Here is a 26,041-nt window from a genome sequence, read left to right as displayed (position 1 = left end):
CCTAATCATCAAACCCTGGCCCGCCTCCAAGACGGCTTCGCCTTGTCTCGAAAAACCCCTTTTCGCAGAGTCTCGATCTGCCGCTCGCTCAGCTGTCCGTAAAGATAAACAGCGACGCCATTCCCCTTCGATAAGGCTCGCGCTTTAGAGATAAGCTCGGACAGCCGATCGGGACGGCGATCGACCACCTTGTTCCCCGGACCGACACGGTCGAAATTTCCGACCATGACGACCATCGCCTCGGGACGCTTCATTTTGGATTGAATGGTTTTGATGATGCCGAAATCCGGATTGGCGTGATATTGCATGGAATAAACGACATCCACGATTCCTTCGTCGGCCCATTTCGGAGCGTTTTGACCGAAGGTTTTTATATCGTCCTTCCATGGGGCGGCATCGACACTGACCACCAAATTCGGTTTCAAACGTTTTCCTTCCTTATATATTCTCCCTATAACCCCTGATATCGCGCGCTCCGCTTCGTCGGCCCGCTTGCCCTGCGGTACCGAAAAGCGAACATAATCGAGATTCACGCCGTCGACGGGATATTTCGCGATCACTTCCAACACGATCTCGGCAATTCGATCCCGAAACGCGGGCTTATACCAGTCGAACGATTTCGCGCCTTTTACCGCCAATTCCGGAAATAAATCGTCCCGGTTCCGGAGCCCCATCGAGAACCAGGGATGAACCTCCAAATCATGTTTTTTCGCGGTATCCAGCAGGATGCGCACCGGGTCGAACTGTTCGCCTTGGCCTTTGATATAACCCCGCAGCCGCTCGTCTCGGGGTGCCAGACGGCTAGGCCATGTGGTTCCCCGGCCGTCCCAGATACACGGCACCAGCACATTGAAGCCGGCTTCTTTCACCCGACGGCATATCTTTTCCGCGTTCGAATACCCCAGCCAATGCAATCCCTCGTCGAGAATCGCCCGGCTTTCGTTCATCTCTTCGGCGGAGCCGCCGGACAGCGGATAAACGCACAAAGACGCGGTTGCCGCCAAAAATTGCCGACGATTCAACGTCATCGGGCACCTCCATGTTTCTCGGACAATTCGTTCGCTTTTTCGGCCATGGCGACCAAAGAAAACACGAATATCGCGAATTGCGTCACGTAATCGAAACCGTTATCCGTGGCGATGAAAATCACATAAGTCGTCAAGCCTCCGACACCGGCAAGCGCATATTTCCTGGTTTGAGAATCGTCACGAAACCGCAAGATACGAAACAATCGCCATAAATAGCCAAGGATGACCAATATGAATAAGGTCAGACCCACGACACCGATTTCGCTCAGCATCCTCACGTATTCCGAGTGAATGACACCCAATCCGCCCGCCGAGCGTTCGTAAAAAAAATCCTGGGTCGCCCCGATCCCGGAGCCCAGCAAGGGATGGGGTTCGAAAAATCGATTCAGCACCATTTCCCAGGCGTCGAAACGGCCGGAGCCATGAATTCTTCCCACGGCATCCTCAGGATTTGCGATTACCGTATCGAAACTCATCTCCTCGCCGCCGATAAACATCCTGCTTCGGAATTTCGGGCTGAGCAAAAACAAGGCCGGGAAACTCACGATGCTGAATACGGGAAGAATAATTCTGCCGATACCTCGGCGGCCCAGGAACAGAATCACCGAAAATCCGATGAATATCGCGGCTATCGTGATACGGGTAAACGCGGCCATCACCACGATCGAGAATCCGATAATCATTAGTCCTCTGGATAAGGTTTTATCGGCAACGGCAAACCCGGCCATGGCAAGCATGCTCACGGCGACGATATGGGCAGAAAACGTGGCCGGGCTGGTATGAGGAAGCGTAAGTCTCGGATCGGAACTCAGACCGAAGAGCCGCGCCATCAAGGCCAACACCACCATGGCGATGCCGCTCGCCAGGATGATTCGCTCCGTCTGCAGAAGCTGGCGCGTTGAGGACACGGCGGTCATGACGAGCATCACGAACAGAAGCGGCGCGCTCAATTTGGCGATCATCCTGAGACCGAACGACAAGCTCGGCGCCCACAAGATCGACGTCAGGCAGAACGCGAGAAACAGCAAGTGAAGCTTGTAGCGGGACAGGTATTTGAGTGTCTTCGATAGGCGGGGGACCAAAACCAGGCAAACGGCAACCCATAGTCCGAACAACCGCACGGCTGCGAGACTCATGTGCCCCATCGGCGTCGAGCTGATCTCATCGCTCCCGGGCGTCAACGGAATCGGCCCCGTCAGCAACGCATAATTGAGCAGGAATACCGGGGACCAAAGAGCCAGCAGGCCATACAGGCCCACGGCGACGAGAAGCAATACGAAAAACATAAGGGATTACGTCGGCATACTGTGGAATCATTCCAATAAACCACTGAGCTACCTTGCAATTCGGCTTCGGACTATGCGAGCCGCGGCCGAAACGTACTGCCGAAAAATGACGCCGGTCGGCCTCGGATCAACCCGAGTGGCAATCCGACCGGTTCGGGGCGCGTGCCGAGGCCTCAGACTGCGTCTTGAGGCCGGGACTAGAGCGTTTTTCACCGCCGCTTAGCGGCGAGGATTAGGAAAATCGTTGGTCGGCAATCCCTTGCCGACACACAGGATCGGCCAGGGACTTTGTCGGAAGGGTCGCGACTAAAACAACCGTTTGCGATCGGGAAAGGATTGCCGACCTACAGCACCTCGGAGCGCGATGCCAAACCGGAAAATACTCTAGAAAAAATCCGGCTTTCGCCTTCGCATAAGCTCCGTTTACTTCGCTTCGCGCCTCCTGCGATGAACTTGTTCAGTCGGCACGCATAGCGTCCGAAAGAACGGATAGAATTCGGGCCGATGCTTTACCGTCCCATAACTCCGGCTTTTTCCTTGCCGCACCCGATCCGCTCAGCACTTTTCGAGCTTCCGCCACGATACGCGCAGGATCGGAACCCACGATCACGTTCGTACCCTCTTCGACCGTAATCGGGCGTTCCGTGTTGTCGCGCAGGGTAATGCAAGGGACGCCGAGCGCCGTGGTCTCTTCCTGAATGCCGCCGCTGTCCGTCAACACCATCCTGGCGTCTTTGAACAGGTTCAAGAATTCCATGTAGGACAGAGGTTTCGTGGTGACGATGGAATCGGGAATCGTCAGGCCGAATTTCTGGATGTTCGCCTGAGTGCGGGGGTGTATGGGAAATATCAGAGGCAATGCGGTGCTCACCTCCGCCAATGCCTCGACGATGCCGGCCAGCGTTTCCGGACTATCCACATTGGAAGGCCGATGCAGCGTGACGACGCCATAGGACGGATTCCGCTGCTTGAAGATCGTCGTCTCGAATGCCGTCGGCGCGAGGTGTTTCAGCTTTTCCACCTGATGAAACAGATTGTCGATCATCACGTGGCCCACGAAGAAGATGCTGTCCTTCCGTTTGCCTTCGGCCAACAAGTGACTTACGCCGCTTTTTTCGGTCACGAAGAAATAGTCGGATATCGAATCGGTCACGATGCGGTTGACCTCCTCCGGCATCGTGATGTCTCCGCTCCGAAGTCCAGCCTCCACGTGAGCCACCTTGATCCCGAGCTTCTTCGCCACGATCGAGCAGGCCAGCGTCGAATTCACGTCGCCCACCACCATCACCAAATCGGGCCGGTCCTTCAGGCAGATCTCCTCGAAACGGACCATCACTTTCGCCGTCTGCTCGGCATGGGAGCCGCTGCCCACCTCCAGGTGATAATCCGGCGACGGTATCTCCAATTCTTCGAAGAACACGTCGCTCATTTCCTTGTCGTAGTGCTGCCCGGTATGGACCAGCTTGTATTCGAACGGATACGAGCCCTGCCGAAGCTCCCGGATGATCGGGGCGATCTTCATGAAATTGGGCCGCGCACCGGCGACGATAAACATCTTGTAGGTCTGGGCGATTGTATTCAAAGCATCGTCTCTCTTCGGTTTTTCGTGTTAGCACTGCACCAAACGGCCATTCGCATTACAACGATTCCGCGCCACACGCTTCGAGAATTGAACAATCGCCGAGCGATGTAACGAGTTTATGCGTGGACGTCCTAAGAAGTTTATACGTAAGAGCGCTTAAATCGCCCCCAAGCCTTGTGCCGAACAAACTTCCCCTCATTTCTGGTGGCGGTAGCCGCAGGCCGACAAAACTTTGCCGGCAATTCTGTCGGGAAGGGATTCCCGACCTACAACTGACTTAGTGTCGTAGGCCGGCAATCCTTTGCCGGCGCTTCTTTGAGCCTTTAGAACAAGCCCGTAATCCGGCCGTTGTCGTCCACGTCTATGGCCTCGGCCGCCGGCATTTTGGGCAGTCCCGGCATGGTCATCATGCTGCCGCAGACGGCCACCACGAACTCGGCGCCGTGGGAAGGCCGCACTTCGCGGATGGAGAGCACGTGGCCGGACGGCGCTCCCTTGAGATTCGGATCGTTCGAAAACGAGTACTGCGTCTTGGCGATGCACACCGGGAAATAGCTGTATTCCTCGCTCAAGCGCTCGAGCTGCTGACGGGCCTTGCTGTCCGCGGTGATATCCGCCGCCCCGTACAGCTGGGTGGCGATCGTCTTGATCTTGTCCCAAAGCGGCGCTTGCTCTTCATAAAGGAAACTGAAATTCGACTGACCGGCATCGACCATCCGGACGACTTCCCGAGCCAGGTCTTCCGCGCCCTTTCCGCCCTCGGCCCAGTGCCGGCAGACGATGACCTTGGCCCCCATCTCCTCGACCTTGCGCTTGAGCAGCGCGATTTCGGCGTCGGTGTCCGAGGTGAAATGATTGATGGCGACGACGCAGGGCAAGCCGAACCGCTGCTGCACGTTGCCGAGGTGCCGTGCGAGGTTCACGAATCCGGCTTCGAGGGCTTCCAGGTTCTCCTGTTGCAGTTCCTTGACCGGCACGCCGCCATGCGACTTGAGCGCCCGCACGGTCGCGACCAGCACCACGCCGTCAGGCTTGAGGCCGGCCTTGCGGCACTTGATGTCGATGAATTTCTCCGCCCCGAGATCGGCGCCGAAGCCTGCTTCGGTCACCACATAATCGGCCAGCTTCAAGGCTGTCTTGGTCGCGACCACCGAGTTGCAGCCGTGGGCGATATTGGCGAAAGGACCGCCGTGGACGAATACCGGATTGTTTTCCAGAGTCTGGACCAGATTCGGCCGCAGAGCGTCCTTCAGCAGCGCGGCCATGGCGCCGTGCGCCTTGAGATCGCGGGCGAAAACCGGCTTATTGTCGAAACGGGTATAACCCACCAGGATGTTTCCGAGGCGCTCTTTCAGTTCTTTCAAGGAGCTCGACAGGCACAGGATGGCCATCACTTCTGAGGCGGCGATGATGTCGAAGCCGTCTTCGCGCGCAAAGCCATTGGCCGTTCCGCCCAGGCCGATGACTATGTCGCGCAGTGCGCGGTCGTTCATGTCGATGACACGCTTCCAGGCGATCTGGCGCGGATCGAGGTTCAACCGGTTGTCGTGGTGGATGTGGTTGTCGATCATCGCCGACAGCAGGTTGTGGGCGACACCGATGGCGTGGAAGTCGCCGGTGAAATGAAGATTGATGTCCTCCATGGGCACGACCTGAGCGTAGCCGCCTCCGGCCGCTCCGCCCTTGACGCCGAAACACGGCCCCAGAGCGGGCTCCCTGAGACAGATCATGGTTTTCTTGCCCAACCGGTTCAGCCCATCGCCCAAACCCACGGTCGTGGTGGTCTTGCCTTCCCCCGCCGGCGTCGGGCTGATGGCCGTGACCAGAATCAGCTTGCCGTTGGGCCTGTCCTTGAGACCGTCGATATAGTCCAGGGACAGCTTGGCCTTGTAGTGGCCGTACGGGTCGAGATGTTCGGGCGCTATACCCAGCCTGTCTTTGGCCAGATCGATGATCGGCAGCATCTTGGCTTTTTGAGCGATTTCGATGTCGGACATGAATGCACCTTTTTATCTATCTCGGTCGTGGATATGGAAGTCGGGATCAAAAGGGCAGCGAGCACAAGGCGTCAAACGCCGTAACCGAACCCTCGAAGTTGGCAGATATTAACAAGTTGCCGAAAGCAACGCAGCAAGCCGGCCGAGTTCTTGGCTACACTATCGCGTTGGGCTTTGTCGCGAGCCGGCGACGCGTTCGGCTTGCATGCTCTCCATACGTCAGCCGGAATGAGCGTCCTTCAGGGATGGCTTGCGAATTGCTTTACGGCCGAGCGGATAACAACAATCACTTTTCGACAATAAGAGGCAACCATGTCGGCGACGAAAACGTCACCCGTATTCGATCGGTTCAACCCATTCGTTTTTCTCGGCGGAGTTCTGTTGGCGCTTAGCCTGAGTTTTCCCCAGGACGCGTACAGCGATCCCCCCGACTGGGCGCCGGCCCACGGCTACCGGAGCAAACACAAGGACAGACATCGCGATGACTACGACGACCGTTACGAACACCGCGAAACCCGTCATTACCATGACCACGATCACGACTACGGCGTAAGATCGGGCCGCTGCGACCGCACCATGGTCGGCAAGGTGCTGGGCGGCGTTGCGGGAGGTGCGCTAGGCGGCGTCATCGGCTCCAAGGTCGGAAACGGCGACACTGCTTCGACGGTCATTGGCGCCGTCGCCGGCACGGTGATCGGCGCGATCATCGGAGACCAGATCGCTCGCCGCATGGACGCGAGCGACATGTTCTGCACCGGACGGGCGCTCGATTTCGCCGACGACCGCCGCAGCGTCCATTGGATGAACCCGGACAACCAGGTGGACTATCTGGTCACGCCCTTGCGGACCTTCAACGACAACGGAGAACGCTGCCGCGAATTCTCCACCCGCATGACCTACGGCAAGCAGCGCGACTCGGTCAACAATATCGCGTGCCGCCAGCCGGATGGGAGCTGGGTGATTCGGAATTGAGCAGGGGCAAGGCCCGCAATGCCCGTACGGAGTCGATCGGAAGACATCCATCCTTCTTACGGGCTGGCCTTTTCGGCGGGTTACGCTTCGTTAACCCGCCCGACGAGTTCTTCTCACGTCATAACATCGCAAGCAAAAACCGGGCCGCGCAGTCGGTTCTTTCACAGCCGTCCGGTTCGTAGGGTGAAACAGCGCAACGCTTTCCGCCTTACGGGTACCGCCGGTACACGGCGGTACCCTATCGCCTTCACGCCGCGTCAGACTCCGTCGGCTGCGGGGCCAGCAAACGCTCCACGACCTCCAACTGTTCCGGATTTCCGAGCAGGCCGATGCGGTCGCCCGGAAGGAATACGGTCTGGGTAGACGGGTTGACCATCAGCTCGTTCTTGCGCTTGATCGCCACCAGGGTGGCGCCGGTCCGGGTACGGAGGGCGGCCTCGCCCAGCATCTTCCCGGCCAGCGGACTTTCCTCGGGTACTTTTCGCCAGGCGATGTCGATCAATTCGGAAGCATCGAGCAGGTCCCTGAGTAAGGCGTGCTCGCCCTGCGACTTGACCAGGGCCTCGTAGTTTTCGCGGCGCACGGTATCCGCGTAGCGCCGCACGTCGTGCAGGGGAAAACCCAGTTGCAGCAGCGTGTGCCGCAGCACCTGCAGGCCGCCTTCCAGTTCCGGATGGATCACCAGCTGTGCGCCCAATTCCGAGAGTCGCTTGACCCCGGCTCGGGTGGCGGCGCGGGCGATGATCGGGAGATCCGGGGCAATGTCCCGAGCTGCCGCGACGGTGAGTTCGGTGGCCGCTTCCTCGGGCAAAGTCACCACCAGCAGACGGGCCCGGTGCAGCGCCGCATGGGTCAGGATGTCGGAGTTGGCCGTATCGCCCAGGAGCGTGGGGACGCCTCGTTTGGCCAATTTTTCGATCCGGCTGATACGGAAATCGATGACCAGATAGGGAATGCCCAGCTCACCCATCACGTCGACGATATGCGAACCTACCCGTCCGTAGCCGACCACCACCACATGGTCGGCCACGGAGTCCTCCACCGGCGTCTGCGTCGAGCCGTGGCGGTCCAGCCATCGCCATAACGGCTGGACCCCTCTTAAGCTCCGTTGCAGCGGATGAACGCTGTGCAGCATGAACGGGTTCACGACGATGGACAGAAGAGCGGCCGCCAATATCAGCGCGTGTTGGCCCTTATCCAGTATGCCGAGACTCAAGCCGGTCTGATCCAGGATGAAGGAGAACTCGCCGATTTGGCAGGAGCCGGCCGCAACCACCAGCGCGGTGCTGGCCGGACGCGGGAACGGCAACACCCAAAGCCCCGAGACGATGAACTTTCCGATGACCACCAGAGCGGTAAGAATCAGGACCGGTTCGAGGTGCTCCACCAGAAAGCCGGGATCGAGCATCATGCCGACGGACACGAAGAACAAGACGGAAAAGGCTTCGCGGAACGGCAGCAGATCGGATGCGATGCGGTGACTGAGCGGCGACTCGCTCACCACCGCTCCCGCGACAAAAGCGCCCAGCGCCAACGAAACGCCGAACAATTGCGATGCACCCAGAGCGATTCCCAAAGAAATGGCCAGGATAGCCAGAATGAACAGCTCGCGGGAGCGGGTATGGGCCACCCGCAGCAGCAGCCAGGGAATGAAGCGTTTGCCCGCAAACAGCATGAACACGAGAAAGCCCAAAGCCGACAGCAGCGCGAGGCCGAGAGTGCGCCATTCCATGGGCTTGCCGGTGTCGGCCAGGTTGGGCAGGATCATGATCATGAGAACGGTGGCGATGTCTTCCATGACGCGCCAGCCGACCGCGACTTGCCCGTCCGGGGTGTTCAGCCAGCCGCGGTCCATGAAGCCGCGCAGCATGACGATGGTGCTGGCGATGGACAGCACCAGTCCCAGCACCAGTCCGGACTTGGGCGTCCAGCCCCAGTATTGGCTCAGGCCATAACCCAGGGCCGCCATGGTCAGCATCTGTCCCAACGTTCCGACGATGGCGATATCTCGCACTTTCCACAGATCGGCAAAGGAAAAATGCAGCCCCACGCCGAACATCAGGAAAATGATGCCCAGCTCGGCCAACTGGTTGATGGTTTCGGCATCGGCCAGATAACCCGGCGTGAACGGGCCGATGACCACGCCCGCGAGCAAATAACCGACAATGGACGGCAGGCCGATGCGTTGAACGATCAGCCCTCCTAGAAAGGCAACGCTCAGCGTAACGGCGATATTTTCGAGCAAACCCAGGTTATGCATGAGATATGTGGAGTATGGTGCAGGCAGGTAGCCAAGAAGTTTATCAGGGTGCGTCGATCAGCGCCGATTTCCCGCGCCTTGAATCGCCGACACTCATAAAGAGCTCAGGCACGATCGACACCGGTGGACAGCAAACTGTACGGCAACGGCTTGCAACGCTGCTCAAAAGGGCTCCCCATGCCTTCAGGCGTTCTTGAGTCAGGCTTGATTTGGAAAGGAAACAACCGCACCGCCGCGGTTGAACCGACTCCCGGATGATGCGGCGGCCCTATCGGTCGGTCATGCGTTATGCGGCGGGCGAGCCGGTAGCCGTGGAACCCTCGTGCACGATCAGCACGTCGCACTTCGAATCGGAAAGGATGCGACGCGTCACGCTGCCCAGGAGCATTTCCTCGACGACGTTTTTGCCGTGTTTGCCCATGACGATCAGGTCCGCTCCGAACGATTCCTCCTTGGCGAGAATCAGGCGAGCGGCATCCTCGAGCTCCACGAATCGGAAGAGCCGACGCGAACCCTCGGCCACCTCATCGATCAGGCTGCTGATGCGGCTCATTGCCTCCTGCTGAGCCTGACCGCGGAATCTCTCTATCTCGTCGTCCAGCACGCCGCCCTGCCGAAGCATCCCCTCGAAGGGAACGGCGGAAGCATGGACAACCATGATGTCGGCATTTGGAGCGACCCGCATCGCCGTATTCAGCGCGGCGATGGAGTGGGGGGAGAAATCCACCGGAACCAGTGCACGCCGGTAGCTTGTCTCCGGCGGACGCTTGATGACGAGAACCGGCCGCGTGCACATACGCAACAAACGGTCCGCGGTCGTACCCAGAAACATTTCGCGCCAACGGTTAGAGCCGTGCGCTCCCAATACCAGCAAGTCCGCCTGTTCGGCGGCCGACAGAATCTCGTCCAGCACCGCTCCGATGGCGATTCGAGAAACCGCGGCCATCCGGGTATCCTCCGCAACCCGCGATCCCAGGGTATCCAGCATGCGTTGCGCGTCATCGATCAGCTTCGTCTCGGCGTCGCCGTACGAGGGAATCAATTCGCGCACGGCCTTCAGGGACGTTTCACTCAAGACATGCAGCAGCTCCAATCGCCCCTGTTGTTCCGCGGCTAGGAAGGCCGCCCGATAGGCGGCGTTAGTGGCATCATCCGAGAAATCGGTTGCTGCCAATATAGTTCTGAACATATCCACGCAGCTCTCCTCTTCGGGTATGCATGGGGATTCCATTCCCGTTTTGGCGGCAGGCAGCGGCGGTGCCTGCTTCTGAATCTGCAGCGCCCCTCGGTCCACGCTGGCCCTCCGAATGGAGCCGTTCGGTCGCCTGCCTGGCGCCGTTGCCGAGAAAAACCGTAGAACGAACCCATACGTCCAGTGTCATCGGCCGCGAGGGAAAAGTTAGGATAAAAACATGCCGAGCTTACACGCACCTTACGGAGCCATTGGCTCACAGCTTGTTTTCCCCGTGGAATGGCGCGGTGTTGTGAAACCAACGACTAGATACACCCCGGCGGCTTGGGCAGTCCCGCGATCAAACAGGCGTACTTCAACGGGCTTTCCGGAAACAGCCGGTGCAGGTAGCGGGAAGTGCCTTTTTCTTCCCCGAATTCCTTCTGTACCGCCTTGACGAACATGCGTGTGTTCGGAAGATGGTGAAATCTGAGATAGTAGCTGCGGATGAAGCGCACGATCTCCCAATGCGCTTCGGTCAATGCTATGGGTATGCTCGCCGCCAGAGCGGCGGCGACATGCTCGTCCCAGGCGTTCGCATCGGTCAGAAATCCGCTTTCGGTCGTTTCCAGAATCTTGCCGTTCACTTCGATCATGGCTCAAAACCACGACTGGACAAGCCGGCTTTCGACGGTCAAATCGACGAATCCGCCGTAGTCGACGATTCGAATCGTCTCGAGAATCTCGGAAGTTTCCACGCCGCGCGCGTCGAGATCCGGCCCCAAGGCATAAAACCTGACGCGTCCCATAGCCGACTTCAGGACAGCGTCGAAATCCCCGCCTTTCACCGCGGCGTAAACCCCGTTTTCGATCAGCAGAATCGCATCGCCCTCGCCCGCCCGGACGAGACAATCTTCCAGGGCGCGGCTTTCCTGGGGCGAACGGCTAACTATATGCAGGACTGCCATCAGCATGAGATTACGATGTCATGTTCCGCCGTCAATCCGGCGATTTCCGTCCTGTCCACGACGCGCACGGGGATGACGAGATCCTCGGTCGTCAAATGCCTTCCCCGCAAAGACTCCCGCTCGACCAAAACATCCTCCACATCGTACAAAGCCAAGGCTTCGAACAAGGGAGCGACGGGTTTCAGCCCGCTCGGTTCGGACCCCTGCCCCCGTTTGAGCAGGAACACGCCATCGTCCAGCATCAGGAGCCGTACGGCCTGATCGAAGGCGGCGGCGGTCATGGCCATGTCCAGCGATTCCCGGACTCTTGCGCCGTCCCGAGGGGCACTGCGCATCACAAACAAGAATTTTTTTTGCACCGCTTCAACCACCAAAAACCAATACCCGGTCGGCCTTCAGACAGGCGTCCATCCATTGTCCCAAGCCGCCGATCCGAAAACCGTCCGCCCCGGTTGCCGGCATGCCGCGCCGCTGCGCGGCCGAAACGCACAGCACCAGGTCGATCCCGTGCTTATCGGCGAGATCGGGCCAGGGCGGAACCGAAACTTTGTCCTCCGCCGATAAACCGGATCGCAGCGCGTTATAAACCCCGTCATGGTAAAAGAACACGCACACGATTTCGTGATCTTTATCCAACGCGGCTTTGATAAACTGATAGGCAGTGCGCGCCGATTGAGCGGAACAAGGCCCGGCATTGACCTGAATGGCGTATTTCATCGCGGCGACACCCTTTCGAAAAAACGGTTCATCGAGTAACCGTACACCGTGGACTCATTCACACCCGCGCCGCACACGGCGCTGAAACACCATGAAATTCGACAAACTGCTTGCATCGCTGTTGATTCTCAGCTACGGCTCATTGGCGCTGCAACCCGCCCATGCGCAACTCAACCTGGAGTTGCCCGAAATCGGCGACCCGACCGGAACCCTCATGACGCCGCAGCAGGAGAAGGAACTCGGCGCAGCGTTCTACCGCAAGTTGCACGCCCAGCTCGAAGTCAGCCAAGATCCGGAAGTCAACGATTACATCCAGTCCATAGGGCAGAAACTGGCCGGGTCCAGCGACAACCCCGCGCAAGCGTTTCATTTCTTCGTGGTCAGCGATCCCACGGTCAACGCATTCGCGGGGCCGGGCGGATACATCGGCGTCAACTCCGGACTGATCCTGACCTCGGAAGCCGAGAGCGAACTCGCTTCGGTACTGGCCCACGAAATCGCGCACGTCACGCAGCGGCATCTTTATCAAACGTTCCAGGCCGCCGGCCGCCTGGCGCTGCCCACCGCCGCGGCCATGCTGGCCGCCGTTCTGCTGGGCGCGAAATCCGCGCAACTGGGCCAAGCCGCCTTGATGGCCGCGCAAGCCGCCAATATCCAGTATCAAATCAATTTTACCCGCGACAACGAGGCCGAAGCCGATCGCGTCGGCATGCAGATTTTATCGAAGTCGGACTTCGACCCGCGCGCCATGCCGACGTTCTTCGAAAGAATGCAGCAATCCACCCGCTTCGTCGGCCGAGAATTGCCGGAGTTCCTGCTGACCCACCCGGTGACCGTGTCCCGTATCTCGGATACGCGGGGACGCGCGGAACAGTTTCCGTATCGGCAATATCCGGATTCTTTCGCCTATCAGCTCGTCCGCGCCAAGCTGCGGGTGCAGACCGCCGCCCGCCCGCAGGACGCGCTGAATTATTTCAAGGCGGTCAGCGGCCAGGGCACCAAGCTGCAACAGGATGTTTCCGCCTACGGTTTAGCCTTGGCACTGATCGCCAACGCGCGTGCCGGGGAAGCCAAACCGATCCTGCAGCGGCTAATGGAGATTTATCCCGATCAGTCCCATTTCGCCAATGCGCTGGCCAGCGCCGAACGGGAGACCAAGAATTACCCGCGCGCGATCCAGCTTTACGAATCGGCCCTGCAACGCTTTCCGGAAAACCGGGCGCTGACGCTCAACTATGTCCGCACGCTGCTCACCACCGGCAAAGCGGAACAGGCGCGCAAGCTGCTGCAGAACTACGCCCGCCGCCATCCGCCTACTCCGGAAGTCTACAACCTGCTGGCGCAAGCCTATAGCCAGCTCGGGAACGATGCCGAATCGCACCGCTATGTCGCCGAATCCTATTACGCCTCGGGCCAGAACCGCGCCGCCATACTGCAACTTCGGCTAGCCAGAAAAACGGCCGGCGACAATTTTTATCTGAATTCCGTCATCGACGAGCGCTTGAAGCAGCTGCTCGCCGAAGAGGAAGAGCGCAGAAAGCAGTGAGGCATAGAAACCGCGGCGGCCGGAGTTTATTCCAGATCCTGCACGCCACGCTCGATTTCGCCGTGCTTTCGAAGCTGCCGCTTGAGGATCTTGCCCGCGGCGTTTTTCGGTAACTCCGGCTGAAAGACGATCTTGCGGGGAATTTGATGCCGCCCGAGGTGCTCCCTGCAGAAAGCGCGGACTTCGCTTTCCGTGATCGGCTTGGACTCGTCTATCGCGATATACGCGACCGGAATTTCGCCGTGCAAATCGTGCGGCTCCCCGACCACCGCGGCCTCGCGGATCGGCGGAAAGCGGTATAGCACCTCCTCGATCATGCGTGGATAAACGTTCATGCCGTTGACGATGATCAGATCCTTCTTGCGATCGACGATGCTGAAATAGCCGTCTTCGTCCCGCGTACCGAGATCGCCGGTCAGAAGCCATTCGCCGCGAAACACTTCCCGGGTCGCGTCCGGCTGCATCCAATAGCCCTTCATCACGTTGGCACCGCGTACGGCAATCTCGCCGACTTCGCCGCACGGCAACTCGCGCCCGTCTTCGTCGACGATTTTCATCTCGACTCCGGGAACCGGCAAACCCACCGTTCCCGGTTTGATGAGGCCGTCGATCGGATTCACGCAGGTTACCGGGGAACATTCTGTCGGTCCGTCGCCCTCGTAGATCCTGATGCCGAATTTTTCTTCGAAGCGCCGCAACACGTCGACCGGAAGCGCAGCGCCGCCGGAAACGCAATAGCGTATGGAGGAAAGGAGCGGCGCACGCTCGTCTTTGAGTCGCAACAGTACCGAATACATGCTGGGCACGCCGAGAAAAATCGTGGCTCGGCTGGCATGGATCGCGTCGACGACCTGATCGGGCTCGAATCGCGGCAGGGGAATGAACGCACAGCCGTTGGTCAGGGGCGTGAGCATGCCGACGGTTGCCGCGAATGCGTGAAACATCGGAAGAACCAGCAGCACGACATCCTGCCCCGGACGCCAGTGCATGGCTTCGCGGACGCTGCGCGTGTTGGCGACCAGATTGCCGTGGGTCAGCATCGCCCCCTTGGGACGGCCGGTGGTTCCCGAGGTGTAGAGGATGACGACCAGATCCTCTTGCGGGTCGCAATCGATATTCGGTACCGGCGCGTCGGATCTTAGAAAAGCATCGAACGCCTCGGCGCCTTCGACTTCTCCGCCGATGGATACGCGAAACTCGATTCCCGGCGCAGCCTGAAGCGCGGATTCCGCCTGTTTCGAAAAGGCTTGATGGAAAATCAAGCCCTTGGCGCCGGAATCGTTGAGAATGAAGCCGATTTCTTCCGTGTTCAGCAGCAAATTGATCGGAACGACCGTGGCCCCGGCTTTCACGATGCCGGTATAGGCAATGGCGAATTCCGCCGAATTGGGGCAGTAAAGGGCAATCCTGTCCCCTTTGACCACGTCTCGGGCCGCCAAGGCCGCCGCCACGCGATCCGATCGGTTGCCTATGGTGGCATGATCGATGACCTGAGAGCCCTGGATTACCGCGGGCCGATCAGGATAAAGCCGGGCGCTCTCCCGGAGTGCATGGATCAATGACGACATCCTGGCACCTTCTCGTCGGTTTATGCCCTCGTCAGGGCAGCAAAAACGGAAAAAATAATCCCGCCGGGCTAGAGGCACAACGGCGGGATTATTTTATTTGACCGATTGCTTACTTAATTGACGACTCTGTGTCCCCGATTGCGGAGGCAATTGATGTAAGACCGCTTGTATTGATCGTCGCCCGAGACCCCGCTGTAACCAGCGCCGCCGAGGCCGCCCGCGGCAGCGCCGATCGCGGCACCGCCGCCGGGATTGCCAGCGACAGCGCCGACCGCGGCGCCCGTTGCGGCACCTAGCAATGCGCCTGCAGCAGCACCCTTCGCCGCTTCCGTTCCGGTACTGCCCGCTTGGCGAGCGAGCATTTTGCACTCTTCCATATCCTGCTGCAGCCGATAGGCATTCGGATCGTTATACGTGTCCACCACAGGCTCCCATCCGGTGTAGGTTGCGCAACCGCTCAGAGTCAACACGGTGCAAAGAAATACAGGTAGCTTTTTGACCATAAGTCGTTTCACTCGTATAGGACGTTAATCGATATCTCAGCAACAGTATCCGGAACACAGGTACTGAATTGCTCTGCCTACTATAGCAAACTCACTCTGCTCAATCCGCAGGAATACGTATCGTAATGTTTCCGACCGTCATTCAACCCAGAATGGCTTCGCCACGGGCCAAATTCGGGAGCTGGCCGCCCAAGCCCATCGCGTATCGCATGACCAATTTCTTGGCCGGCGTGATTCGCTCCGCCAAACCCAGCCCCAGATTCCGAATGAATCGGAGCGGACGGTTCGCGTTTCCGAACACGCGATAGAACAGGTCCATCGTCGTCATCATGACCAGGTTGTTGCTGCGGCGCATGCTTTCGTAAGTTTGCAGCACATGGGCTGCGCCGATGTCCTGGCCATTCTTGTGAGCGCCGACCAGCACCTGCGCCAGCGCCGCAGCGTCCAGAAGACCGATGTTGACGCCCTGCCCCGCCAGCGGATGAATCATGTGGGCCGCATCGCCGATCAAAGCCACGCCCTCTTTACTGTAACTCAAGGCATGCTGACGCTTGAGCGGGAAGCTGCCTTTCGCCTCGATACGCTTGATCTCGCCCAGAGCCGAGGGGAACGCAGCGATAAGCTCCCGGAGCAGCGCGTCATCCGGCAAAGCCTTCAGGCGTTTGATGTCCTCCGGCGCCTCGTACCAGACGAGAGATGCATGAGGCCCGTCCAGCGGCAGGAAAGCCTGGGGTCCCTTGGGGGTAAAGCGTTGCCAAGTGATGTCCTGCTGGCTGTATGCGGTTTCCACCGTCAGCACCAGGGCGTGCTGCTCGTAATCCCAACCGCTTACTCCCATGCCGGCCACTTGCCGCACCCGGGAATAGCCGCCATCCGCGGCAACCAACAAGCGCGCCGACAAGACGCGGCCGTCGTCCAATTCGACGGTCGAGCCTTGCGGCCCGTAATCGATCATTTTGGTTCTGGCGGGACAAAGAAAATCGATATTGGAAAATTCGACCAGGCGGTCGAGTAAAGCCAGCTGGATTACCCGGTTCTCGACGATATAGCCCAAGACCGGCTCATCGATGTCCTCGCTCCGAAACTCGACATCGCCCGACTCTTCCCATACCCGCATCCTCCGGAACGGGCAAAACCGGCGCGAAGCGATGCCTTTCCATGCGCCCACGGTTTTGAGAATGCTGGCGGACGCGATGCTGATCGCGGACACGCGAAGATCGTGGGGCTGCTCCGACGCAAACGCCGGCGGCGGGGCATCCTCGATCACGGCAACTCGCAGACTGCTGCCTCCGAGGCCACTCCCCAAAGCGGCACCGACCATGCCGCCGCCCACAACGATCACGTCATATTTTTCGGTCATTCTCTATTCCTCATGCTTGGCTTGGCGCGCATGTTCAACCACGCTGCGAAACCGCCTCGAATTTCCGGCCATAAAGTAAAGGTAACCGGGCTCGGCAAGCAATACCGGCTTTGTCTCGCCGGCTCGGGGGCGGACGGTCGGGCGGCGAGCGGGTCCATTCTCTATCGAAACAAGTCGTTTCACCACCTTATTCACAACAAACACTGAGTGCGCAAGCTTGGCGCCCTTGAAAAGACCGGCCGGATTCTTTATATTTCTTGCCCATTTTGGCTAAATGGGCGGCCTCACGTCGCCATTTCGGATATTTCAAAACCAACTGCGAACACGAATTCTTGACTGTCGCGGCGGTCCATTACTGGAGCCGCAATATTCTCTTGTAAACCGCGAACCGGCAAACGACAGACCACACCCCTGACAGAGGTACACCATGAGTTTCAATGCCATACCCGCCAAGCAAGGTCTATACGACCCGCGCAACGAACACGACGCTTGCGGCGTAGGTTTCATCGCTCACATCAAAGGCCATAAGAGCCACGACATCGTCTGCAAGGGGCTGGAAATTTTAAGAAACCTGACTCACCGTGGAGCGGTTGGTGCCGATCCGTTGGCGGGCGACGGGGCCGGTATTCTCATTCAAATACCGGATGCTTTTCTCCGCGACGAATGCTCCGCACTCGGGATCGCCCTTCCGGATTACGGTCACTATGGCGTCGGCATGCTGTTTCTGCCGCGCAATCCGGAACATCGCGCGACCTGCGAACAAATCGTCGAAGATTTCATTCGCACCGAAGGCCAAACCGTTCTCGGCTGGCGCGATGTTCCGGTAGACAACTCGACGCTCGGGGAATCGGTCAAGACAATCGAACCCGTGATTCGCCAGGTTTTCGTGGGGCGGGCGGAAAGTTGCCGGGATCAGGACGCGTTCGAGCGCAAGCTGTTCGTCATCCGCAAGCAGATCGACAAGAAGATTCGTGCCTTGAATCTCGAGGAAGGCAAGATGTTCTACATCCCTTCCTTCTCGTCCCGCACTTTGGTTTACAAGGGCATGCTGCTCGCCGATCAGGTCGGCGTGTTTTACCGCGACCTCCGCAACGAGCAAATGGTGTCGGCGCTTGCCCTGGTGCACCAGCGGTTCTCCACCAACACCTTCCCGACCTGGGATCTGGCCCATCCTTTCCGAATGATCGCCCACAACGGCGAAATCAACACCTTGCGCGGCAACATCAATTGGATGGCCGCTCGACGCCATTCGATGTCGTCCGAAGTTCTGGGCGAAGATCTCGACAAGATCTGGCCGCTGATCGCCGACGGCAAGTCCGATTCCGCCAGCTTCGACAATGCGCTGGAGCTTCTGGTCATGGGGGGCTATTCGCTGGTCCACGCCATGATGCTGCTGATCCCGGAAGCGTGGGCCGGCAATCCCTTGATGGACGAAAAACTCCGCGCCTTCTACGAATACTACTCGGCCCTGATGGAACCCTGGGATGGTCCGGCCGCCGTGGCCTTTACAGACGGACGGCAGATCGGCGCCACGCTCGACCGTAACGGCCTGCGTCCGGCGCGCTATCTCATCACCGACGACGACACCGTGGTGATGGCCTCCGAGATGGGCGTGCTGACCATTCCGGAACACAAGATCGTCAAGAAATGGCGTTTGCAGCCCGGCAAGATGTTCCTGATCGACCTCGAACAGGGCCGCATCATCGACGATGCCGAAATCAAATCGGAACTGGCCAATCGCGAGCCGTATCAGCAGTGGCTCAACGATACCCAGATTCAATTGGAAAAGCTGCCGGCCGAAATCGCCGCGATGCCGCCCGACTCGGAGACCCTGCTCGATCGGCAGCAGGCTTTCGGCTATACCCAGGAAGACATCAAGTTTTTCCTGACCCCCATGGCCTTGAGCGGTCAGGAACCGGTCGGCTCCATGGGCATCGATGCGGCGCTCGCGGTGCTCTCCAAGCGTTCGCGATTGCTCTACGACTATTTCAAGCAGGGTTTCGCGCAAGTTACCAACCCGGCCATCGACCCGATCCGCGAAGAACTGGTCATGTCGCTGGTGTCCCACATCGGCCCGCGGCCGAACTTGCTGGCGCTCCACAATGGCGGCAGCCACAAGCGGCTGGAAGTGCATCAGCCGATCCTGACCAATAAGGATCTGGAAAAAATCCGCCGTATCGAGGCCCGCACCGGAGGCGCGTTCAAGACCAAAACCATCAGTTTCTGCTACTCGGCCGATACCGGCGCCGGCGGCATGGAACCGGCGTTGAAAGCCTTGTGCGCACGGGCCGAACAGGCGGTGCACGAGGGCAACAATATCCTGGTGCTGTCCGATCGGGAGATCGACGCGGAGCACATCGCGATTCCGGCCCTCCTGGCCACCTCCGCGGTCCATTACCACCTGACCCGGACGGGCCTTCGCACCAAGGTCGGCCTGGTTGTGGAAACCGGCGAAGCGCGCGAGGTACACCATTTCGCGCTGCTGGCGGGCTACGGCGCCGAAGCCGTCAATCCGTATCTGGCTTTCGACAGCCTGTCCGATCTGCGCGAGAAGCTGCCGGAACAGCTGTCCGAAGACGAGGTGCACAAGCGCTATATCAAGGCCATCGGCAAAGCCCTGCTCAAGATCATGTCCAAGATGGGCATCTCGACCTATCAGTCGTATTGCGGCGCTCAAATCTTCAATGCCGTGGGCTTGAGCGAAGAGTTCCTGGACGAATATTTCACCGGCACCGTCTGCACGATCGGCGGCGCGGGACTCCGAGAAATCGCCGAGGAAACCGTGCGCCGGCATCGTGTAGCTTTCAGCGATGCCCCGCTGTACCGGAATGCCCTGGACGTAGGCGGCGAATACGCCTACCGCGTTCGCGGCGAAGATCATGTGTGGACTCCGGAGACCATTTCCAAGCTGCAGCACGCCACACGCACCAACAGCTGGGAAACCTATGTGGACTACACCCGCTCGATCAACGAGCAGAGCGAACGTTTGCTCACGCTGCGCGGCTTGATGGACTTCAAGTTCGACGAACGGGAGTCGGTACCGCTGGATGAAGTGGAACCGGTCGCGGAAATCGTCAAACGCTTCGCCACCGGCGCCATGTCGTTCGGCTCGATTTCATACGAAGCCCATACCACGCTGGCGATCGCCATGAACCGCATCGGTGGCAAATCCAATACCGGCGAGGGCGGCGAATTGCCGGAACGCTTCAAACCTTTGCCCAACGGCGACTCCATGCGCTCGGCCATCAAGCAGGTAGCATCGGGCCGCTTTGGCGTGACGACCGAATATCTGGTCAATGCCGACGATCTGCAAATCAAGATTTCGCAGGGCGCCAAGCCCGGCGAAGGCGGCCAGCTGCCCGGCCACAAGGTGGATGCCATCATCGCCAAGGTGAGGCACTCCACGCCAGGGGTCGGTCTCATTTCCCCGCCGCCGCACCACGACATCTACTCGATTGAGGATCTGGCGCAGCTTATCCACGATCTTAAGAACGTTAACCCGGCCGCGCGCATCAGCGTCAAGCTGGTGTCCGAAGTCGGCGTCGGCACGATCGCCGCGGGCGTTGCCAAGGCTCATGCCGATCACGTCACCATCGCCGGCTACGACGGCGGCACCGGCGCCAGCCCGATCACCTCGATCAAGCACGCGGGGCTCCCTTGGGAAATCGGCTTGGCCGAGACCCACCAGACTCTCGTATTGAACAAGCTGCGCGGGCGCATCTGCGTGCAGGCGGACGGCGGCATGCGCACCGGGCGCGACGTCGTGATCGGCGCGCTTTTGGGCGCGGACGAATTCGGCTTCGCCACGGCACCGCTGATCGTCGAAGGCTGCATCATGATGCGCAAATGCCATCTGAACACCTGCCCGGTAGGCGTCGCAACCCAGGACCCGGAACTCCGCAAGCGCTTCACCGGACAGCCGGAGCATGTCGTCAATTTCTTCTTCTTCATCGCCGAGGAAGTGCGCCAGCTTATGGCAAAACTTGGTTTCCGCCGGTTCGAGGAAATGATCGGGCGCTCCGACAAGCTCGATATGCGCAAGGCCATAGCCCACTGGAAAGCGGCCAAGGTCGATCTGTCCAGGATTTTGTACCGGCCGGAGCCCGGTGAGGGCGTGGCCATCTCCAATTGCGAACCGCAGGATCATGGCCTGGACAAGGCACTGGATCACAAGCTGATCGAACTGGCCCGCCCCGCACTCGACGAACGCAAGCCGGTCCGCATTGAAATGGGCGTGCGCAACTACAACCGCACGGTCGGCGCCATGCTGTCCGGCGAATTGGCGAAGCGTTACGGCCATACCGGTCTGCCCGAAGATACCATTTACATACGGATGAAAGGCACGGCCGGGCAAAGCTTCGGTGCTTTTCTGTCGGCCGGCATCACTCTGGAACTTGAGGGCGACGGGAACGATTACGTGGGCAAAGGGCTATCGGGTGGGCGCATCGCCATCTATCCGTCCCCGGAATCTCCGGTGGTGCCCGAGGAAAACATCATCGTCGGCAATACCGTGCTGTACGGCGCCATCAGCGGCGAATGCTATTTCCGCGGCGTCGCGGGAGAACGCTTCGCGGTGCGGAACTCCGGCGCCATCGCCGTCGTCGAAGGCGTCGGCGATCACGGCTGCGAATACATGACCGGCGGCGTCGTCGTGGTTCTGGGCTCGACCGGCCGTAACTTCGCTGCGGGCATGTCGGGCGGTGTCGCCTACGTGCTCGACGAAACCGGCGATTTCGAGCATCGGTGCAACCTGGCCATGGTCGAACTGGAACCGGTTTTGGCCGAGGACATCGCCCTGGAAAATCTCGATCACCAGGGCGGCGATCTGGAAACCCACGGAATGGTGGACATCATGCATGACATGACCCGTCACGACGTTCAGCGCCTGCGAACCCTGATCGAAAAGCACCGCCGTTACACGGGCAGTGGACGAGCGAAGCAGATTCTCGAGAACTGGTCGGCTTACGCGCCGCGTTTCGTCAAGGTCATGCCGGTCGATTACCGTCAGGCGCTCGAAAAAATGCAGAAGACAAAAACGCAGACCGAAGTTCACCACTAGACGCGGGGGGCGTGGCGTAAACGCGCCCCTCGCCGACCCGGACCGATCGGAAAAATGGAAGGCACTTCGGCAAACAAGACCCCGAGGTCTAGAGCTTTCTCGTGCAATAAAGCACAGTAACGAGGTAGAAACAGAATGGGCAAACCCACGGGATTCATGGAAATCTCACGTCAGGACAGACGCTACAAGCTGGTGGCGGACCGTCTCCAGCACTACCAGGAATTCGTCGTCCCGCTGACCGAAGAGGAAGTCAGCCGTCAAGGCGCGCGCTGCATGGATTGCGGCATTCCCTATTGTCATCAGGGCTGCCCGGTCAATAACATCATCCCCGACTGGAACGACCTCGTTTATCAAGGAAATTGGCGTGAAGCCATCGAGGTACTGCACAGCACCAACAACTTTCCCGAGTTCACCGGCCGTATCTGTCCGGCGCCGTGCGAAGCGGCCTGCACGCTGAATCTGACCGACGAACCGGTCACGATCAAAACTATCGAGTGCTCCATCATCGACAAAGCTTGGGAGATGGGCTGGGTCAAGCCGCTGATACCCCAGCATCGAACCGGCAAAAAGGTGGCGGTAGTGGGTTCCGGTCCCGCCGGTCTTGCCTGCGCGCAACAATTGGCCCGCGTCGGCCACAGTGTCGTGGTTTATGAAAAGGCCGACCGCATCGGCGGACTGCTGCGCTACGGCATACCCGATTTCAAGATGGAAAAGCATCTGATCGACCGACGCATCGCGCAAATGCAAGCTGAAGGCGTGGTGTTCCGCCCCAATAGCCATATCGGCCGAGACGTTCCGGTTCAAAAGCTGCTCGACAACTACGATGCCGTCATATTGGCCGGCGGCGCGGAAAAACCGCGCGATCTGAACGTACCGGGCCGCGAGCTCAACGGTGTTCACTTCGCGATGGAATTTCTGCCTCAGCAGAACCGCCGCGTGGCCGGAGATACGCTTTCCGAGGACACCAGCATTTGGGCGACGGGCAAGCATGTCATCGTGATCGGCGGCGGCGATACCGGTTCCGACTGTATCGGCACCTCGGCTCGGCACGGTGCAGCCTCCATCACCCAGTTGGAAATTCTGCCGAAGCCTCCGGAAAAGGAGAAAAAAGAGGTCACCTGGCCGAATTGGCCCAACAAGCTGCGCACATCCAGCTCCCACGAAGAAGGCTGCGAACGTTTCTGGAGCGTCGCCACGAAGTCGATCGAAGGGGAAGACGGTCGCGTTACCCAAATCCGCTGCGTCAAGCTCGAGTGGAAGCAAGAGGGCGGACGCTGGGTTATGAACGAAATCCTCGGCAGCGAATTCACCTTGAAAGCGGACCTGGTACTGCTTGCCATGGGCTTCGTCCATCCGGTGCACGAGGGCATGCTCCAGGATCTCGGCGTGACTCTCGACGAACGGGGCAACGTCAAGGCCAATACCATAGACTATCGCAGCTCGATGGATAAGGTTTTCACCGCCGGCGATATGCGCCGCGGCCAGTCGTTGGTCGTCTGGGCCATCCGCGAAGGCCGCCAGTGCGCCCGAGCCGTCGACGAATACCTGATGGGACACTCGGATCTCCCTCGGTAAGTTCCTCCTCTCAGCCGCCGATTCATGCGTTTGATGAGTCGGCGGCTTGTCGACCAGGCGTCGAACCGCGGCGGGGTACACCCAGCCTTGTATGCCTGCCAAACTCAGCCCAGTTTTTCTCACGGCGTCGCGTCAGTCCCGCAGGCCGGATTACGTGGAACCGGCCGGAAGTGCCGCCGTCCAACTGCAATTGATCGCGCAATCCCGCCGACTCATTCCGCCGTCCGTGGCACACTGTCCAAGATCGATTTGTCCCAATACTCAGCAGCTAAAGGACAATCGCACAAACCGCAAACCGTGGAGCACGTCATGGCAAAACCATCGTTCACCCCCGAGGAACTGGAGCAACTGCGCTGGGCGTATCAGCATCTGGAACACCCCTCCTTCGCCGCGCGCCTAAGCAACGTGATCGGCACGCCGATCGAACAAACGCTCAAACTATTGCCGAAGAGCTGGCACCAACGAGTCAATAGAGCAGCCGAATTTAGTATCCGTCAGGCTATGAGCATGGCGGTAAAGACTCTCGACGCGCGCGCGGTTTCCGGAGCGCGTGACACCTACCACAAGTTTGCGGCATTCACAGCCGGAGCCGTCGGCGGCTTTTTCGGTCCAGTAGGGTTGACGGTCGAGTTACCGGTCATAACCTTGCTGATGCTGCGTTCGATTGCCGATATCGCGCGCAGCGAGGGCGAGGACTTGGATACGCTCGACGCGCGCCTCGCTTGCGTGGAGGTGTTCGCCTTGGGAGGGCGATCGACTGAAGACGATGCAACCGATACCGGCTACTATGGGTTGCGATCCACATTGGCTTTCCATTTCGCCGGTGTTGCCAATTATGGCGGAGCCTCCGGCCTCAACGTTCCTGCCGGCGTCGAGTTGATTCGCGGAATTTCCGCCCGTTTCGGCGTCGTCATTTCGGACGAGGTCGCCGTGCAGATGGTGCCGGTAGCCGGCGCCGTCAGCGGCGGCCTGTTGAACCTCGTATTCATGCAACACTTTCAGGACGTGGCACGCGGTCATTTCACCCTGCGCCGTTTGGAACGAAAATACAAGCCGGACGTTGTGCGGAAGGAATACCAGCGGATTCAAAAAGACGAAATTGAATCGATCAAGGGATTTAGCCACTTGGAAGGATGGTGAATGGATCGTGCGGGGCTCCACTTCGAACCTTATTAGGGCCTGGCGCTTTTATCTCGCTTCATCTTCTCAAAGCTCGCCATAAAACAGATAAACGATCAGCGTCATGCCGAGCAGAACGACGACCAGATTCGCGAGTATCCCCAGACCGGCCCGATAACCGCGCGGAATCTCCACGGGCTTCAGCGTTTTCAGGACCTTTCGATACTGAATCGTGGACAGTATCGCAATGACGACTCCGAAAAACACAAAAGCGATGCCGAGCCAGAACGAAATGCCTTTTTGCAAGGGCTCGCCGGGTTTCGAAAAAACCAGATGCACGAATAAACCGAAGCGCTCGATCACAAATCCGAACGCCATCCAGGCCAAGCTGGTCCGGTTCCAGGCGAGAAGAGTGCGCTCCGCCGCAAAAAATACGCGCGGGTCATTAAGCTCGGACATTCGGATAGTCTAGCGGTAATTTTGTCGAATGGATTAAACGATACGGCCACAACTGGCTCGGTCACATTGCGAAACGTACATCGGCCAGCGACCGGCGCAAGCGGTGGCTTCCCACATAAAGTGCTCAGTGTGACATTCCCGGCGCATTTGTGACAGAATTGCAAGTTTAATTAACCACGGAGTCCATGACATGCGCGTGATCCTTCTCGGAAGCCCCGGGTCCGGAAAAGGCACTCAAGCCAAAGCCATAATGGAAAAATTCAACATTCCGCAGATCTCGACGGGCGACATGCTGCGCGCTGCCGTGAGAGAAGGCACGCCATTGGGTCTCGAAGCGAAGAAGGTCATGGACTCGGGCGCCCTGGTCTCGGATGAAATCATCCTGGGACTGATCAAGGAACGCATTGCCCAGGACGATTGCAAGAACGGTTTTTTGTTCGACGGATTCCCCCGAACCATCGCTCAGGCGGAAGGGCTCGCGGAGATGGGCGTCGATATCGACCATGTCATCGAAATCGTGGTGGACGATGAGGAAATCGTCAAGCGCATGAGCGGTCGGCGCGTCCATCCTGCTTCCGGACGCACATATCATGTCATCTTCAATCCGCCCAAGGTCGAGGGACTGGACGATGTCACCGGCGAACCCCTGATTCAACGGGACGACGACAAAGAAGAAACCGTGCGCAGGCGTCTTGAGGTTTATCACGAACAGACCAAGCCATTGGTCGGCTATTACAAGCAAAAGGCCGAACAGGAAGCCGTCAAATTCTCCAGCATTGACGGCGTCGGCAGCGTTGAAGCCATTCGCGATAAGATTTTTTCGCTGTTGGAATAACTTCGGTTTATCGGACAAACCCCAACATCCATGGGA

20 protein-coding genes are annotated in these 26,041 nt (G+C 59.0%); 6 read left to right on the top strand and 14 right to left on the bottom strand.

The genetic code is table 11. The annotated features are described in order from the left end of the window. Positions 1 to 8: 8 nt before the first annotated feature. The 4 genes from ACR2TX_RS15140 to ACR2TX_RS15125 form a co-directional block, all read right to left on the bottom strand. The gene (locus ACR2TX_RS15140) at positions 9 to 1,028 is read right to left on the bottom strand and encodes a family 10 glycosylhydrolase (RefSeq protein ID WP_434129975.1); all 1,020 of its coding nucleotides are present in this window, start codon (positions 1,026 to 1,028) and stop codon (positions 9 to 11) included. After that, positions 1,025 to 2,314, bottom strand: a complete 1,290-nt coding sequence (locus ACR2TX_RS15135) for an O-antigen ligase family protein (protein ID WP_434129973.1) — start codon at positions 2,312 to 2,314, stop codon at positions 1,025 to 1,027. The genes ACR2TX_RS15140 and ACR2TX_RS15135 overlap by 4 nt, the downstream gene beginning before the upstream one ends. A 457-nt stretch (positions 2,315 to 2,771) precedes the next feature. After that, entirely contained in the window at positions 2,772 to 3,869 is a 1,098-nt protein-coding gene (gene wecB / locus ACR2TX_RS15130; RefSeq protein ID WP_086135517.1) for a non-hydrolyzing UDP-N-acetylglucosamine 2-epimerase, read from the bottom strand. Positions 3,870 to 4,219: 350 nt separating this feature from the next. Further along, positions 4,220 to 5,893: a formate--tetrahydrofolate ligase gene (locus ACR2TX_RS15125; protein ID WP_434129971.1), complete on the bottom strand. Its 1,674-nt coding sequence runs from the start codon at positions 5,891 to 5,893 to the stop codon at positions 4,220 to 4,222. A gap of 312 nt (positions 5,894 to 6,205) precedes the next feature. Here ACR2TX_RS15125 and ACR2TX_RS15120 point away from each other — a divergent pair, with 312 nt between their 5' ends. Then, positions 6,206 to 6,865, top strand: coding sequence for an RT0821/Lpp0805 family surface protein (locus ACR2TX_RS15120; RefSeq protein ID WP_434129969.1), 660 nt, complete (start codon positions 6,206 to 6,208; stop codon positions 6,863 to 6,865). A 247-nt stretch (positions 6,866 to 7,112) separates the two neighbouring features. Here the strand turns inward: ACR2TX_RS15120 and ACR2TX_RS15115 are convergent, their stop codons facing one another. The 6 genes from ACR2TX_RS15115 to tusD all read right to left on the bottom strand — a co-directional run bounded on the left by ACR2TX_RS15115 (position 7,113) and on the right by tusD (position 11,981). Next, positions 7,113 to 9,125 (bottom strand): cation:proton antiporter domain-containing protein, encoded by a 2,013-nt coding sequence (locus tag ACR2TX_RS15115; protein ID WP_086135447.1) that lies wholly within the window; start codon positions 9,123 to 9,125, stop codon positions 7,113 to 7,115. Positions 9,126 to 9,411: 286 nt separating this feature from the next. Further along, positions 9,412 to 10,314, bottom strand: coding sequence for a universal stress protein (locus ACR2TX_RS15110; protein ID WP_434129967.1), 903 nt, complete (start codon positions 10,312 to 10,314; stop codon positions 9,412 to 9,414). 308 nt (positions 10,315 to 10,622) lie between these two features. Continuing rightward, positions 10,623 to 10,952, bottom strand: coding sequence for a TusE/DsrC/DsvC family sulfur relay protein (locus ACR2TX_RS15105; RefSeq protein WP_143735096.1), 330 nt, complete (start codon positions 10,950 to 10,952; stop codon positions 10,623 to 10,625). A 3-nt stretch (positions 10,953 to 10,955) separates the two neighbouring features. Further along, a complete protein-coding gene (tusB, locus tag ACR2TX_RS15100; protein WP_434129965.1) occupies positions 10,956 to 11,270 on the bottom strand; it encodes a sulfurtransferase complex subunit TusB in 315 nt (104 codons plus the stop codon). Next, positions 11,264 to 11,623, bottom strand: a complete 360-nt coding sequence (tusC, locus tag ACR2TX_RS15095; RefSeq protein WP_434129963.1) for a sulfurtransferase complex subunit TusC — start codon at positions 11,621 to 11,623, stop codon at positions 11,264 to 11,266. Before tusC ends, tusB begins: the two co-directional genes overlap by 7 nt. 4 nt (positions 11,624 to 11,627) lie before the next feature. Next, the gene (gene tusD, locus ACR2TX_RS15090) at positions 11,628 to 11,981 is read right to left on the bottom strand and encodes a sulfurtransferase complex subunit TusD (RefSeq protein ID WP_086135443.1); all 354 of its coding nucleotides are present in this window, start codon (positions 11,979 to 11,981) and stop codon (positions 11,628 to 11,630) included. Between the two features lie 91 nt (positions 11,982 to 12,072). Between tusD and ACR2TX_RS15085 the strand changes: the two genes are divergently transcribed. Further along, positions 12,073 to 13,527: a M48 family metalloprotease gene (locus ACR2TX_RS15085; RefSeq protein ID WP_077729193.1), complete on the top strand. Its 1,455-nt coding sequence runs from the start codon at positions 12,073 to 12,075 to the stop codon at positions 13,525 to 13,527. Positions 13,528 to 13,553: 26 nt separating this feature from the next. Here the strand turns inward: ACR2TX_RS15085 and ACR2TX_RS15080 are convergent, their stop codons facing one another. From ACR2TX_RS15080 to ACR2TX_RS15070, 3 genes are all read right to left on the bottom strand, one after another. Next, complete coding sequence (locus ACR2TX_RS15080; protein WP_077729194.1) at positions 13,554 to 15,095, bottom strand: long-chain-fatty-acid--CoA ligase; 1,542 nt, start codon at positions 15,093 to 15,095, stop codon at positions 13,554 to 13,556. A 113-nt stretch (positions 15,096 to 15,208) separates the two neighbouring features. Beyond that, complete coding sequence (locus tag ACR2TX_RS15075) at positions 15,209 to 15,598, bottom strand: glycine zipper family protein (RefSeq protein WP_077729195.1); 390 nt, start codon at positions 15,596 to 15,598, stop codon at positions 15,209 to 15,211. A gap of 142 nt (positions 15,599 to 15,740) precedes the next feature. Next, a complete protein-coding gene (locus ACR2TX_RS15070) occupies positions 15,741 to 16,958 on the bottom strand; it encodes a UbiH/UbiF/VisC/COQ6 family ubiquinone biosynthesis hydroxylase (protein WP_077729196.1) in 1,218 nt (405 codons plus the stop codon). 427 nt (positions 16,959 to 17,385) lie between these two features. Here ACR2TX_RS15070 and gltB point away from each other — a divergent pair, with 427 nt between their 5' ends. The 3 genes from gltB (at position 17,386) to ACR2TX_RS15055 (ending at position 24,732) form a co-directional block, all read left to right on the top strand. Continuing rightward, on the top strand, positions 17,386 to 22,017 hold the full coding sequence (gene gltB / locus ACR2TX_RS15065; protein ID WP_086135440.1) for a glutamate synthase large subunit: 4,632 nt from the start codon (positions 17,386 to 17,388) through the stop codon (positions 22,015 to 22,017). A gap of 135 nt (positions 22,018 to 22,152) precedes the next feature. After that, entirely contained in the window at positions 22,153 to 23,592 is a 1,440-nt protein-coding gene (locus ACR2TX_RS15060; protein ID WP_434129960.1) for a glutamate synthase subunit beta, read from the top strand. Positions 23,593 to 23,901: 309 nt separating this feature from the next. Further along, complete coding sequence (locus ACR2TX_RS15055) at positions 23,902 to 24,732, top strand: EcsC family protein (protein WP_077729199.1); 831 nt, start codon at positions 23,902 to 23,904, stop codon at positions 24,730 to 24,732. Between the two features lie 66 nt (positions 24,733 to 24,798). Here the strand turns inward: ACR2TX_RS15055 and ACR2TX_RS15050 are convergent, their stop codons facing one another. Continuing rightward, the gene (locus ACR2TX_RS15050; protein WP_077729200.1) at positions 24,799 to 25,170 is read right to left on the bottom strand and encodes a YidH family protein; all 372 of its coding nucleotides are present in this window, start codon (positions 25,168 to 25,170) and stop codon (positions 24,799 to 24,801) included. Positions 25,171 to 25,360: 190 nt separating this feature from the next. On the opposite strand from ACR2TX_RS15050, the gene adk reads away from it, so the two are divergent. Then, positions 25,361 to 26,005: an adenylate kinase gene (gene adk / locus ACR2TX_RS15045; protein WP_077729201.1), complete on the top strand. Its 645-nt coding sequence runs from the start codon at positions 25,361 to 25,363 to the stop codon at positions 26,003 to 26,005. The last annotated feature ends 36 nt before the right edge of the window (positions 26,006 to 26,041 follow it).

The organism is Methylocaldum sp. GT1BB, from assembly GCF_051027545.1.
Classification (GTDB): domain Bacteria; phylum Pseudomonadota; class Gammaproteobacteria; order Methylococcales; family Methylococcaceae; genus Methylocaldum.
Note: the sequence above shows the minus strand (reverse complement) of the source record. Positions and strands in the feature narration are given on the sequence as shown.